Source organism: Actinophytocola sp. (assembly GCF_050699915.1).
GTDB lineage: Bacteria > Actinomycetota > Actinomycetes > Mycobacteriales > Pseudonocardiaceae > Actinophytocola.
In genome coordinates, this window is record NZ_JBOHGA010000005.1 from 30,022 (window position 1) to 43,666 (window position 13,645).

The 13,645-nt window shown below is 72.4% G+C and carries 10 protein-coding genes; 7 read left to right on the plus strand and 3 right to left on the minus strand.

Translation table 11 applies throughout. The annotated features are described in order from the left end of the window. Positions 1-19: 19 nt before the first annotated feature. Positions 20-1,261 (minus strand): lycopene cyclase family protein, encoded by a 1,242-nt coding sequence (locus tag ACRDSK_RS01835; protein ID WP_431438084.1) that lies wholly within the window; start codon positions 1,259-1,261, stop codon positions 20-22. 279 nt (positions 1,262-1,540) lie between these two features. Between ACRDSK_RS01835 and ACRDSK_RS01840 the strand changes: the two genes are divergently transcribed. The 4 genes from ACRDSK_RS01840 (at position 1,541) to ACRDSK_RS01855 (ending at position 7,268) form a co-directional block, all read left to right on the plus strand. Next, positions 1,541-3,085 (plus strand): deoxyguanosinetriphosphate triphosphohydrolase family protein, encoded by a 1,545-nt coding sequence (locus ACRDSK_RS01840; protein WP_431438085.1) that lies wholly within the window; start codon positions 1,541-1,543, stop codon positions 3,083-3,085. Positions 3,086-3,280: 195 nt separating this feature from the next. Then, positions 3,281-6,079, plus strand: coding sequence for a S8 family serine peptidase (locus tag ACRDSK_RS01845; protein ID WP_431438086.1), 2,799 nt, complete (start codon positions 3,281-3,283; stop codon positions 6,077-6,079). Positions 6,080-6,159: 80 nt separating this feature from the next. Continuing rightward, positions 6,160-6,828, plus strand: a complete 669-nt coding sequence (locus ACRDSK_RS01850) for an acVLRF1 family peptidyl-tRNA hydrolase (RefSeq protein ID WP_431438087.1) — start codon at positions 6,160-6,162, stop codon at positions 6,826-6,828. Positions 6,829-6,836: 8 nt separating this feature from the next. Then, the gene (locus tag ACRDSK_RS01855) at positions 6,837-7,268 is read left to right on the plus strand and encodes a type II toxin-antitoxin system Rv0910 family toxin (RefSeq protein ID WP_431438088.1); all 432 of its coding nucleotides are present in this window, start codon (positions 6,837-6,839) and stop codon (positions 7,266-7,268) included. Positions 7,269-7,279: 11 nt separating this feature from the next. On the opposite strand, the gene ACRDSK_RS01860 is transcribed toward ACRDSK_RS01855, so the two are convergent. Beyond that, complete coding sequence (locus ACRDSK_RS01860; protein WP_431438089.1) at positions 7,280-8,047, minus strand: SDR family oxidoreductase; 768 nt, start codon at positions 8,045-8,047, stop codon at positions 7,280-7,282. Positions 8,048-8,223: 176 nt separating this feature from the next. Here ACRDSK_RS01860 and ACRDSK_RS01865 point away from each other — a divergent pair, with 176 nt between their 5' ends. Then, entirely contained in the window at positions 8,224-9,852 is a 1,629-nt protein-coding gene (locus tag ACRDSK_RS01865) for an ABC-F family ATP-binding cassette domain-containing protein (protein WP_431438090.1), read from the plus strand. 131 nt (positions 9,853-9,983) lie between these two features. Beyond that, entirely contained in the window at positions 9,984-10,193 is a 210-nt protein-coding gene (locus ACRDSK_RS01870; protein ID WP_133909271.1) for a helix-turn-helix domain-containing protein, read from the plus strand. A gap of 8 nt (positions 10,194-10,201) precedes the next feature. Here ACRDSK_RS01870 and ACRDSK_RS01875 read toward each other — a convergent pair whose 3' ends face one another. After that, positions 10,202-11,518, minus strand: a complete 1,317-nt coding sequence (locus tag ACRDSK_RS01875) for a glycosyltransferase 87 family protein (RefSeq protein WP_431438091.1) — start codon at positions 11,516-11,518, stop codon at positions 10,202-10,204. Positions 11,519-11,644: 126 nt separating this feature from the next. On the opposite strand from ACRDSK_RS01875, the gene ACRDSK_RS01880 reads away from it, so the two are divergent. Then, a complete protein-coding gene (locus ACRDSK_RS01880; protein ID WP_431438118.1) occupies positions 11,645-13,489 on the plus strand; it encodes an ABC transporter ATP-binding protein in 1,845 nt (614 codons plus the stop codon). The last annotated feature ends 156 nt before the right edge of the window (positions 13,490-13,645 follow it).

Here is a 13,645-nt window from a genome sequence, read left to right on the forward strand (position 1 = left end):
CGGACGGCGCGGCCCCGATCTATCGCCGGAACGCCATGGTCCGGCGCAGCGGCCACGGCGCCGCGCGGAAGAGGGCGGCCATCGCGGCCGCGGCGCCGGGGAGGTCCTCGCGGCCGGAGAGGTAGGCGTACTGGCGTTCCCGCGGGAGCGCGAAGAAGAGCTCGAAGAAGTCCGGCAGCCGTTCGGGCGGGAGGGCGAGCAGGGTGTGCAGTCCCGCGCGGCGGAGCCGGAACACCGCCCGGGCCCGGGCCGACCAGATCGTCTGCCGCGCCGCCTCGGCCCCGCCGTCGACGATCGCGTCAGCCACCCGAGGCGCGAGCCGCAGGGCGTCGCTCACGCCGAACCCGGTGGCCGGATGCACGAGCCCAGCGGCGGCCCCGAACGGCACGACATTCCACTCGCGACCCGAAGTTGTCCACAGCCCCCGCGCATACCCCAGGAGCGTCGGCCCCCACCGGTAGACTGGCATCGGGGACGCCCCCCGGGAACGGGTGGGGGCTGGGTACCGGGGGTTGACGCGGGTCGGCAGGGGGATGCGGACCCGTTCCACCTGGGCGTCGCCGGGGTCGATGTCGTGTCGGGCCAGGCGGGTCAGGAGTCGGTCCCGCAGTTCGGTCGTGGGTAGACCCGGGCGGCGGGCCAGCGAGGTCTCCTCCAGCAGCACGCGGCCGTCCGGCAGCGGGACGGCGTAGAGAAACGTGGCCGGGCCGGGGCGCGGCTGGCGCCAGTCCATGAAGACCGCCTCGCCCGGCCCGACGATCGGCGCGGCGACAGCGGCCGGCACGAGGACCCCGTACGCGGTCTGCTCGGCCGCCTCAGCCGGCCGCCGCGCACCGGTCGCGTCGATCACCACCGGCGCGTCGACGTCCCCGAGCCGGCCGGTGCGCACCTCCACAGCCGGGTGCGAGAGCGCCGCCCGCACCGACGGGTTGTCCAGTACCGCGTACTCGCGAGCCAGCCATCGCGCAGAGCCGGCGAAAACCCGCGCCCGGGCCACGACGTACCCGGCTCCCGGCGGGAGGAGCTGGGCCTCGTCGAGCCACATGCCGTAGGTGGCGGGCCAGGGTGCGGCCGGCCGCGGCGCCAACAGCACCGTGCGCAGGCCGCGCGACGCACAAGCCCGCGCGACCGCCCAACCCGCCGGCCCCGCCCCGGCGACGACGACATCCGCGGCGACACCCATCACGGCACCACCGCCGGCCACCCCGCTCGCACCACCGCCCGCTTCGACGGCCACGCCGTCGACCGCGCTACCAGCCAAGCCGCTGGCCAATCCTTCGATCGCGCAGTCGCCTGCGCCAGTGGCGGCGCCGCGTTCGTCGCCGTCCACAGCAGTCGCGCTGTCATGCGAGGCACCGGCCGCGCCACAGCCCAGACCGCCGGCCGCGCCGCCGGCCGGAGATCCGCGACGGCACCGCCTGCGCTTGTCGTGCCGCGGGCTGGGGGAGCGACCGCGATGCCATCAGCCGCGGCGCGGGCGTCACCGTCCACACCTCTGCCTCACCACGGGAGATATCCCAGCACAGTAGGGTCAGCTGGCATGGGCGAGGGACGTGACGCGCGGCGATCGGGCACCGAGTCCGGCGATCTCGCCGTCAGCCCCTTCCGCGCCGACCGTGATCGGATCGTCGCGTCGCCCTTCTTCGCGCGGCTCGGTGGCGTCACGCAGGTCGTCAGCGCCAGCGGGTCCGGGCTGCTGCACAACCGGCTCACGCACAGCCTCAAGGTCGCTCAGGTCGCCCGCGCGATCGCCGAGCGGATCAACGCCGACCCGCAACTCGCGCCATTGGTCGACGACCTCGGTGGCTGCGATCTCGACGTCGTGGAGGCCGCCGCCCTCGCGCACGACCTCGGGCACCCACCGTTCGGCCACCTCGGCGAGCAGGAGCTCGACCGGCTCGCCCGGCACCGGTTCGCGCTGCCCGACGGGTTCGAGGGCAACGCCCAGAGTCTGCGCATCGTGACCACCACCGACACCGGCGGACCGGGCGCCGTCGGCCTCGACCTCACCGCCGCCGTGCGCGCCGCGATGCTGAAGTACCCGTGGTCCCGCCGCTCCCACCCCGAACCGCACCCGCGCGACATGCCCGACCCGCCGCGCGGCGCGTCCGAGCCACCCGGCGAGCCGGGGACCGGGTCGAGCAAGTTCTCCGTCTACGTCACCGAGCTCGACGACCTCGTCCAGGCCCGCGAGCCCTTCGCCGGCCGCGTCGCCGGCTGGCAGCAGACCGTCGAGGCGTCCGTCATGGACACCGCCGACGACATCGCCTACGCCATCCACGACCTCGAGGACTTCCACCGCATCGGCGTCCTCCAACACGCCCCGGTCGCCGCCGAGCTCGGTCGCTGGCTCGGCTCCGCGCTGGAGCTCGCCGAGCTGACCGACGCCGAGCTCGCCGCCTACTCACGCCGCCCCGGCTACTCCCTCGAACAGCTCCGCCGCCGGCTGCACCGCCGCGACTCGTGGATCGTCGACGACGACGCGTTCGTCGCCGCCGTGTCGCGGGTGCGCACCGAGCTCGTCGACACCCTGCTCGCCACCCCCTTCGACGGCTCGGTGGAGGCCGAGCAGACGGTCGGCCGGTTCTCCTCCGGCTGGACCGTCCGGCTCGTCACCGACATCGGCGTGGCGCCCGACCCGCCGACCCGCTCCGGACACGTGCAGCTCGCCCCGGCGCAGTGGCACGAGGTCCAGGTCCTCAAGTTCGTGCACCGCCGCTTCGTCCTACTGCGCCCCGACCTCGCGCTGCACCAGCGCGGCCAGGCGCAGCTGCTCGGCTCCCTCGTCCACGCCCTCGAACAGTGGCTCACCGACCGCTACGAGGCCAACCGCCTGCCGCGCCGGCTGCAGGACCTCGTCGCGCTCGCCGAGCACGAGTACGGCGTGCTCGCCGAGACCGATATGTCCACTTTGGTCGGTGCGGTCGGCGAGCCGCCCCAAGGCAGCGCCGGAGTCCGGGAACTGGCCAGGGGACGCGCGGTAATCGACTTCGTCGCGTCGCTCACTGACAGTCAGGCCGCCGCGCTCCTCGACGCGCTCTCTGGTCGCAGCGCACAACCGTGGTCAGACGCATTCGTTCTGTGAGTCGCTAACAGCCGGCAATTGGTAACGCACATCCGGTGTGGTTGAGCCGAATGGCCGCTGTGGCGGAAAGCCACGAACCATAGGTTTGGCGCGGCCGGGGGTACCCGGTAGGGCTGTCCGTGAGTCGGGGCACGGCCCAATCGCGGAGGACGATCCGTGCGTAGACCTGCTCACGCATCCCGAAGATCCCGAGTCTTGTTCACCTCAGCCGCCTGCCTGCTCGCCGTCGTGGGGTTGGCGAGCCCGGCGGCCGCGGCCCCGCCGCCCGAGGACCAGAAGGCCTCGGCCGCCGCTGAGAACGCGGCCAGGCAGATCGGCGCCCTGCAGGACATCAAGGCGAGCGCCGACAAGGTCGAGTCCAAAGTAGACAGTAAGCTCCTCGTGGCGCTCACTGCGCGGGCGGACGCGGCCGCGACGCGCGCGCTGCCGAAGCTGCAGAGCGGAGTCGCGGTCACCGGCAACCGGACCCTGGTGGACATCCGCGCCACCGTGTCCAACGACCTGCGCAAGACGCTCACCAACGCGGGCGCCACGCTGCGCTCGGTGTCCACGCGGTACGGAACGATCCGCGCCGACCTGCCGCTGTCCGCGATCGGTGCGATCGCGGCCCGGACGGACGTCAAGCGGATCGAGGTCGCCGGCGGCGCGATGACCGCGCGCGAGCTCGACCGCGGGGACACGTCGGCCAAGCCGGCCAAGCCGGAGTCCAAGCAGGCCAAGGTGACTCGGATCGCGCAGCGCACCCGCGCGGCGCTGGAGAACCGGGCCGGGCCGATCAACAGTGAGGGCGACCGGACGCACAACGCCGACACCTCGCGCGAGCAGATCGGCGTCACCGGCGTGGGCGTGAAGATCTGCGCCCTGTCCGACGGTGTGGACTCGCTGGCCGCCTCGCAGGCCGCCGGTGAGCTGCCGGCCGTCGACGTGCTGCCGACCCAGGCGGGCGGGGGCGACGAGGGCACCGCGATGCTGGAGATCATCCACGACGTGGCGCCGACCGCGGAGCTGGGCTTCGCGACCGCGTTCAACGGCGACGCCAGCTTCGCGGACAACATCCGCGCGCTGCGCTTCGACCTGGACTGCGACGTGATCGTCGACGACATCATCTACTTCAAGGAAGCGCCGTTCCAGGACTGGATCATCGCCCAGGCCGTGAACGACGTGATCGCCGACGGCGCGCTGTACTTCTCCTCGGCGGGCAACGAGGGCAACACCGTCGACGGCACCGCCGCGCACTGGGAGGGTGACTTCGTCAACTCCGGCCAGGTGATCGGCAAGTTCGCCGGGTACGCGCACGACTTCGACACCTCCGCGGCCACCCAGGTCTACCAGCCGATCTCGAACGCGTCGTCCGCGGGCGTGCCGGTACTGCTGAACTGGTCGGACCCGCTGGGCGCGTCGAACAACGACTACGACCTGTACCTGCTCGACGCGGCCGGCAACGTCGTCTCGATGAGCCAGGACTACCAGACCGGCACGCAGGACGCCTACGAGCGGGTGGACACCCCGATCTTCGGCGGCAGCGGTCTGCGCCTGGCCGTGGTGAAGTTCCGCGGCGACGACCGGTACCTGTCGCTCTCGGCGCTGCGCGGCCGGTTCTCCGACTCGGCCGACGGGCTGAAGGCGTTCAACACGCCGGGCGTCACGTTCGGCCACTCGGCGGCGCGGGGCGCGTTCAGCGTGGCCGCGGCACCGGCGAACGACCCGTTGCCGTTCGACCTCGAGCCGGGCGACCCGCCGAACCCGCGGGGACCGTTCCCGGACGCGTACGACGCCGACTCCGCGCTCGAGCGGTTCACCTCCGACGGCCCACGCCGGGTCTTCTACGAGGCCGACGGCACCGCGATCACGCCGGGCGACGTCAGCTCCACCGGTGGCGAGGTGCGGCAGAAGCCGGACATCACCGCCGCGGACGGCGTGCTCACCAGCGTGCCCGGGTTCGATCCGTTCTTCGGCACCTCAGCGGCCGCCCCGCACGCGGCGGCGATCGCGGGCCTGGTCCTGTCGGGCAACCCCGGCATCGACCCGGCCGAGGTTCGCGAGGCGCTGACCAGCACGGCGATCGACATCGTCGAGCCGGGCGTGGACGGACGCAGCGGGCACGGCGTGATCCTGGCCGACAGGGTCCTGGCGTTCACCGGGGCCAGCCCGCAGCCGCTTGCCCAGGCGGCCGCGCCGACGGTCACCCCGAACGACGGCGGCCAGTTCCTGCACCCGGGTGACACCGCGACGGTCGACCTGCCGGTGACCAACATCGGCGACGCCACCGCGGTGTCGACGAGCGTGGTGCTGACCAGCCCGACCCCGGGTGTGACGATCACGCCGCGGGCGCAGTCCTACGGCACGATCGAGAAGAACGCCAGGGTGACGAAGTCGTTCCAGGTCACCGTGCCCTCGTCGCACCAGGTCGGCACTCCGCTGCGGCTGAACAGCCGGGTCACGTTCGCCGGGGCCTACTCGCCGAGCAACGCGAGCTTCACCGTCGAGGTGGGCGAGCCCTCACCGACCACTGTGGACTACGCGTACGCGGGTGCGCCGGTGGCGATCCCGGACAACAGCACGGTCGGCTCGAGCGTGACGATCCCGGTCAGCGGCATGGGTCCGGCGTCCAAGGTGACGTTCTCCATCGACGGCGCGACCTGTAACGCGACCGCGGGCTCGACCACGGTCGGCCTGGACCACACGTTCGTCGGTGACCTCGTCGGCATCGTCACCTCGCCGTCCGGGGCCACCGCGACCGTGTTCAGCGGTAACGGCGGCGGCGGAAACAACCTGTGCCAGGTCGTGTTCGCCGACGACGCGGCGAACCCGTTCGCGTCGGTGACGCCGGTCCAGGCGCCGTTCACCGGCACCTGGCGTCCGGCCGACGCGTTCTCCGGCCTGCGCGGCCCGGCGGACGGCGACTGGACGTTCAGCGCGTTCGACCTCGCCGGCGCCGACACCGGTTCGATCCGGTCGGTTTCCTTGCACATCAACGGGTACGTCACACCGTGACGTCCTGACCAACGCGCACGGCCGTCGTCGGCACCAGCCGGCGGCGGCCGTGCCTTGTCACCAGCCGCTACCGTCGGCGCGTGGGCAGAGCCAGGGCGGTGGCCGGGGGCGGGCGCGCGGTCGAGGTCGAGCCGGAGCGGGTGGCCGGCTGGTTCGAGCGCTTCGCCGGCCGGCACGGGGGAGTGGTCGGCACCGTCCGCGAGCCCGCTGCGGTGCGGGTCGACGCGGTCGACGGCTCCACAGCCACCTGCGCGGTGCCGTTCGGACCGCTCGGGTCCACCGGGTCGTTCGCGGGGCTCGCGATCGACCCACTGGTGGCTCACCTGCTCACGCCGCGCCGCATCGGGCTGCTGCTCGTCCGGTTGGGCGGTCACGCCGTCGGCGTCTCGCGGGACGGCGTGGTGGAGGTGTCGCGGACCGACCGGCGGCCGGTGCACGGGCGCAGCGCCGCGGGCGGCTGGTCGCAGCAGCGGTTCGCCCGCCGCCGCGACGGGCAGGTTCGGGTGGCGCTGCGGGCGGCGGCCGACGACGCGGTGGCGGTGCTGGTGCCCCGGCTGTCCGAACTGGACGCGGTGGTGCTCGGCGGCGACCAGCGCGCACTCGACGTCTTGCGCGCCGATTCTCGACTCGCGAAGCTGTTCGCGCTCGCGCAGCCGCGAGCGCTCGACGTGCCCGAGCCGCGCCGCACCGTCCTCGAGGACGCGGCCCGGCGGTCGCGCGACGTCGAGATCGTGGTGCGGGAGGCGTAGGAGGACGAGTGGCCAAGGTGAACGCGTCGGTCTCGGTGCCGGCGACGCCCGAGCGGACCTGGGCCACGGCCGCTGACCTGTCCCGCTTCGGCGAGTGGCTGACCCTGCACGAGGGCTGGCGCGGCGAGGTGCCGGCCGAGATCGGCGAGGGCACCGACCTGACGTCGGTGGTCGCGGTGATGGGCCTGCGCAACCGCGTGCGGTGGCATGTCGAGCGCTACGCCCCGCCGACCGGCCTGACGATCTCCGGCCGGGGCGTGGGCGGCGTGCGGATCGCGCTGGACCTGACGGTCCGCGGCGACGGCGACGGCCACTCGAAGATCACGGTCGACGCCGACGTCACCGGCCGGCCGGTCTTCGGCCCGGTCGGCATGGCGATCGGCCGGGCCGTGCGCGCCGACCTGCGCAAGTCGGTCGCCACCCTGGCCACGCTCGTCTAGCCGGCCGGTTGTCAGCCCAGGGTGCCGGTGGCCAGCATGCCGCCGTCCACCCGGACGGTCTCGCCGGTGATCCAGCTCGCCTGGTCTGAGGCCAGGAACGCGACGAGCTGCGCGACGTCGGCCGGTTCGCCGAGGCGCTTCATCGGGTACGCGTTCGCCGCCTGCTCCTCGCGCTCGCTGTAGAGCATCTCGGCGAACTTCGTCTTCACCACGGCCGGCGCCACGGCGTTGACCCGCACGCCCGGCCCGAGCTGCCAGGCCAGCTCCTCGGTCAGCCGGATCAGCGCGGCCTTGCTCGCGCCATACGCGGCGAGCAGGCCGGACGAACGCAGCCCGGCGATCGAGGCGATGTTCACGATCGAGCCGCCGTGCTCGGCCATCCACGCCTTCAGTGCCAGCTGGACGAAGCCGAGCGCGCCGACCACGTTGACGTCGAAGATCTTGCGCACCGCCCCGAGGTCGGCCTCGGCCAGCGGGCCGTAGGTCGGGTTGATGCCGGTGTTGTTGATCAGCACGTCGAGCCGGCCGAACTCCTCGGTCGTGCGCCGGACGACCTCCTCCCGGTCCTCGTCGCGGCCGGTGTTCGCGGGGACGGCGAGCACCTTCGCGTCCGGCACGTCGGCGCGCACCGCCTCGGCCGCGGCCTCGACCTGTTCCGGCTTGCGTGAGGAGATCGTCACCGCCGCCCCGCCGCGAGCCAGCTCGGTCGCTATCGCGAGTCCGATGCCGCGGCTGGCACCCGTCACCAGCGCGACCTTGCCGTGGAAGTCAGGAGTCATAGCCGCTGACTCTACTAAGCGGCTGCTTAGCGCACACCGTGCGCTCAATTACGTTGCCGGCAACCCGTAGACTCGGGTCCGTGGTGGTTCGTACGGACTAGGCCGCAGGCGGGCTCGCCGGTCACGACCGGCGAGCGGACGAGGCCTGCCCACCACCACCTCCACGGAGTCTCCGCATGATCACCGCTCTCGATCTCGAACTGCGCGCCGGCACGCGCACGCTGCTCTCCGACTCGACGCTGCGCGTCCAGCCGGGCGACCGGATCGGCCTCGTCGGCCGCAACGGCGCCGGCAAGACCACGACGCTGCGCGTCCTCGCCGGCGAGGGTGAGCCCTACGCCGGCGACCTGCGCCGCGCCGGCGACGTCGGCTACCTGCCCCAGGACCCGCGCGAGGGCAACCTGTCGGTCTCCGCGAAGGACCGGGTGCTCTCCGCGCGCGGCCTCGACCAGCTGCTGCGCGAGATGGAGAAGGCGCAGTCGGCGATGTCCGAGCACGCCGACGACTCCCAGCGCGACCGCGAGGTCCGCCGCTACGGCCGGCTCGAGGAGCGGTTCGCCTCGCTCGGCGGCTACGCGGCGGAGAGCGAGGCGGCACGCATCTGCGCCAACCTCGGGCTGGCCGACCGGGTGCTCGCCCAGCCGATCGCCACCCTGTCCGGCGGCCAGCGTCGCCGCGTCGAGCTCGCCCGCATCCTGTTCGCCGCCGCGGAGTCCGGCGCGGGCAACGGATCCGGCACCACGTTGCTGCTCGACGAGCCGACCAACCACCTCGACGCCGACTCGGTCTCCTGGCTGCGCGGCTTCCTCAAGACGCACCGCGGCGGTCTCGTCGTGATCAGCCACGACGTGGAGCTGCTCGCCGACGTGGTGAACAAGGTCTGGTTCCTCGACGCCATGCGCGGCCAGGTCGACCTGTACAACATGGGCTGGCAGCGCTACCTCGACGCGCGCGCGGCGGACGAGAAGCGCCGCCGCCGCGAGCGGGCCAACGCCGAGAAGAAGGCCTCCGCGCTGCAGGCACAGGCCGACAAGATGCGCGCCAAGGCGACCAAGGCGGTGGCCGCGCAGAACATGGCCAAGCGTGCCGAGCGGCTGCTGTCCGGGCTCGAGGAGGTCCGCAGGGCCGACAAGGTCGCCAAGATCCGCTTCCCCCAGCCGGCGCCGTGCGGCAAGACTCCGCTCACCGCGGAGGGACTCTCGAAGAGCTACGGCTCGCTCGAGGTGTTCACGGGAGTGGATCTCGCGATCGACCGGGGCAGCCGCGTTGTCGTGCTCGGCCTCAACGGCGCCGGCAAGACGACGCTGCTGCGCCTGCTCGGCGGCATGGAGCCGGCGGACTCCGGCGAGGTCGTGCCAGGCCACGGGCTGCGCATCGGCTACTACGCGCAGGAGCACGAGACGCTCGACCACCAGGCGACCGTGTGGGCCAACGTGCGCCACGCCGCGCCGGACACACCCGAGCAGCAGCTGCGCTCACTGCTCGGCACCTTCCTGTTCAGCGGCGAGCAACTCGAGCAACCGGCCGGCACGCTCTCCGGCGGCGAGAAGACCCGGCTCGCCCTCGCCGGCCTGGTCTCCAGCTCCGCCAACGTGCTGCTGCTCGACGAGCCGACCAACAACCTCGACCCGGCGAGCCGTGAGCGGGTGCTGGAGGCGTTGCACAACTACGCGGGAGCGGTCGTACTCGTCACGCACGACCCGGGTGCGGTCGAGGCACTGGCACCCGAACGGGTGATCTTGCTACCGGACGGTACCGAAGATCACTGGTCTGCTGACTACCTGGAACTCGTTCAACTGGCCTAATCCCTCGTCCGGGGGTGTGCGAGTTCATAGCTATTTTCGATCTCGTCTGGCATTCCTCGCGGTCGTGTTCGATCATTGCGTCGGCAGGTGTCATCAGAATCCTCCGTCACACGCTACGGAAGGCGGACGACGTGGCCGATCTGAAGAAGGGCGCGCGGATCACGGGCAGTACGCGCGACAAGCTGGCCGCTGACCTCAAGAAGAAGTACGAGAAGGGCGCCAGCATCCGCGCCCTGGCCGAGTCCACGGGTCGGTCCTACGGTTTCGTGCACCGGGTGCTGTCGGAATCCGGTGTCACGCTGCGGGGTCGTGGCGGCGCCACCCGTACCAAGAAGAAGTAGGTTCCGTCCTAGGGTTGGCTGCCGCGGGTGTCGGGGTTCGCGACCAGTTCATCGGTCGGTCCCGCGGTTGTCCGGTCCGTCCGGCGCCGCCCCGGCGTCGTTCCGCCGACGGAAGCGAACCCGATCATCGCGCCGAGCAGGGCCAGCGGGTAGATCAGGTAGCCCCAACGCGTGGCCGGCGCGAGGATGATCGCCGCCCCGAGACCGGTGGCGATCCGCAGCGTCGCATCCGCGGGATCCCGTGGTGGGCGCAGGAACAACCATGCGACGATCGCGCATGCCGCCGTGGCGAGCAGCGCCAGCGACAGGGCGTGCCCGACCGGTCCCAGGCCCGCGATCAGGTGTCCCGGCAGCGGACTCCGCGCCGGTGAGCCGGCCTGACCGAGCCCGGCCGGGTAGAGGATCACGTGCTCGGCGAACGACGCCGGGTCGACAAGCAGCACGGGCACCACGATCACCGCGCTCGCCGCGACGGTCGTGCCGAGGAAGATCGCGAGGCCGCGGCGGCCGCCGCGGTAGGCCAGCACCGCGACCGCGAGTACCACGAGCGCGGGCAGGGCGGTCAGCTTCATCGTGACCACGACCGCACACACCACACCCGCCCAACCCGGTCGGCCGCGGTGGACCAGCGCGACGGCGAGCACGATCAGCGCGATCACCGGGAGGTCGTCGCCCGCGACGGTCATCGTCAGCAGCGTGAGCGGGCTGATCGCGGCGAGCTGCGCGGCCGCCACCGGCACGCGCGGCCACCCCAGGACCGCGAACGCCAGCACGATGATCAGCACGCTCGCCACGGCGAACGCCACGCGGGCGTCGGTGAGCGCGGCGTCGCCGAGCAGCGCACGCGGCAGGCCGAGCACGGTCATCGACGGGCCGTAGGGCGTGTAGTCGTCCGGGTGCGCCGGCCGGTCGAGCAGGCTCAGGTCGGGGTAGGGCGTGCCGTTGTCGAGCAGGAGGTCCGCGGATCGCTCGACGACCCACACCTCGGGCTGGGCCGGGAACGACCACGGCCACGGACCCCACACGAAGTCCGGCGCCCGGCGGAAGACCAGCACGAGCAGCGGCACGATCCCGCCGAGCAGACCGGCGACGGCGATCGGCGTCCACCGCGAACGCAGCAGCCCGGCGAAAACTGTCGGTGGTGTCCGCGACACTAGAGCCAACCCGGTGAGTGCGGTGGCGAGCAGGTAGCCGACCGAGGCGAGGTTGCCCCAGACGCGGTAGCCGTAGAACTCGGAGAACACCGCGGTCGCCGCCGCGAACAGCAGGCTCACCAGGTAGAAGAGCAGGTCGAAGCGGCGTGCGCGCTGCCCGGTCTGCTCCACGCGGGCAGGCTACTAGTGCGGCGCGTTCGCTCTCCGGGTAACCGGGAAGGCCCGCGCGATGGCCGGCGTTGTGCCGGGGCGACGGGGGAAGGAAGTGGGGCTGTAGTGGACAACGCCTGGAGCGTCATGTACGGCGCCATGCGCGCGGCGAACGCGCCGAAGGGCCTGCACAAGGGCACGATCCGGCGGGTGTTCCGGTTCACCGGGCCACACCGGGGCAAGCTGGTCGTGTACCTGCTGCTGACGATGATCTCGGCGGTGCTCGTCGTGTCGACGCCGCTGCTCGCCGGGCAGGTGGTGAACGCGATCGTCGGCGGGCACGACGTGTCGCTGGTGGTGTGGCTGGCGGTGGCGATCGCGGGTGTGGCGGTACTGGACGCCGGGCTGGGGCTGGCCGAGCGGTGGCAGTCGTCGCGGATCGGGGAGGGGCTGATCCACGACCTGCGCCGGGCGGTGTTCGAGCACGTGCAGCGGATGCCGGTGGCGTTCTTCACCCGGACGCGGACCGGCGCGCTGGTGTCGCGGCTGAACAACGACGTGATGGGGGCGCAGCGGGCGTTCACTTCGACGCTCGCCGGGCTGGTGACGAACGTGATCCAGCTGGTGCTCTCGGTCGTCGTGATGTTGACGTTGTCCTGGCAGGTGACCGCGCTCGCGCTGATCCTGTTACCGGTCTTCGTGCTGCCCGCGCGACGGATGGGCCGGCGGATGGCCGACATGCAGCACGAGTCGGCCACGCTGAACGCGTCGATGACCACCCAGATGGCGGAGCGGTTCTCCGCGCCGGGCGCGACGCTGGTGAAGCTGTTCGGTCACCCGCGCGCGGAGGCGACCGAGTTCGGCGACCGGGCGGCGCGGGTGCGCGACATCGGCGTCCGGACGGCGATGTTGACCCGGTGGTTCATGACGAGCCTGACGCTGGTGTCGGCGCTGGCGCAGGCGTTGGTGTACGGGCTCGGCGGGTACCTGGCGATCACCGGTCAGCTCGATGCGGGCACCGTGGTGGCGCTGGCGTTGCTGCTGACGCGGCTGTACTCGCCGCTGACCGCGCTCGCGAACGCGCGGGTGGACGTGATGACCGCGCTGGTGTCGTTCGAGCGGGTCTTCGAGGTGCTCGACCTGCCGCCGATGATCACCGAGTCGCCGACGCCGAAGACGGTGCCGGCGGGTGGGGTGTCGGTGTCGCTGGACGACGTGCGCTTCGGGTACCCGGCGGCGGACAAGGTGTCGCTGGCGTCGTTGGAGGAGGTGGCCGTTCTCGATCAGCGGGGCGGCCAGGAGGTGCTGCACGGCATCTCGTTCCGGGCCGAGGCCGGGCAGATGGTGGCGTTGGTGGGGCCGTCCGGCGCGGGCAAGTCGACGATCGCCTCGTTGGTGCCGCGCCTCTACGACGTCGAGGCGGGCGCCGTCCGTCTGGCCGATGTGGACGTTCGCGAGCTGTCATTCGACGCGCTGCGGGACACGGTGGGCGTGGTGACCCAGGACGGCCACCTGTTCCACGACACGATCCGGGCGAACGTGGCGTACCCGCGGCCGGCCGCGACGGACGAGGAGATCTGGGCGGCGCTGCGGCAGGCGCGGTTGGCGGACCTGGTGGAGTCGCTGCCGGACAGGCTGGAGACGGTCGTGGGGGAGCGCGGCTACCGCCTGTCGGGCGGCGAACGCCAACGGCTGACGATCGCGCGGCTGCTGGTCGCGCAGCCCCGAGTGGTGATCCTCGACGAGGCGACCGCGCACCTGGACTCGGAGTCGGAGGTGGCCGTGCAGGAGGCGCTGACCTCAGCACTGGCCGGCCGCACGGCGATCGTCATCGCGCACCGCCTGTCCACCGTCCGGGCGGCGGACCAGATCCTGGTGGTGGAGGACGGCCGAATCGTGGAACGCGGCGACCACGACTCACTGCTGGAAGCGGAGGGCAGGTACGCGGACCTGTACCGCACCCAGTTCGCCACCCAGGCCACCGCCGCCTGACCTGGCCGCCTCGGCGTCAGCGGCGTGGGCCAGAAGCCGGCTGTCCGCCGCGAATCCGGGTCTGGTCGCGGACCGGAACCAGCCACACCGGCTGGTCCCGCGAGTTGCGAGGCTCCCCGCCTCTGGTGCGGGCTCGCCACGAACGCTTCCGGGGTC

What these genes read in the sequence shown, in the direction of transcription:
- ACRDSK_RS01860 (WP_431438089.1), bottom strand. Translation starts at nt 8,047, where the DNA reads ATGACTCCTGACTTCCACGGCAAGGTCGCGCTGGTGACGGGTGCCAGC.
- ACRDSK_RS01880 (WP_431438118.1), top strand. Translation starts at nt 11,645, where the DNA reads ATGTACGGCGCCATGCGCGCGGCGAACGCGCCGAAGGGCCTGCACAAG.
- ACRDSK_RS01865 (WP_431438090.1), top strand. Translation starts at nt 8,224, where the DNA reads ATGATCACCGCTCTCGATCTCGAACTGCGCGCCGGCACGCGCACGCTG.
- ACRDSK_RS01840 (WP_431438085.1), top strand. Translation starts at nt 1,541, where the DNA reads ATGGGCGAGGGACGTGACGCGCGGCGATCGGGCACCGAGTCCGGCGAT.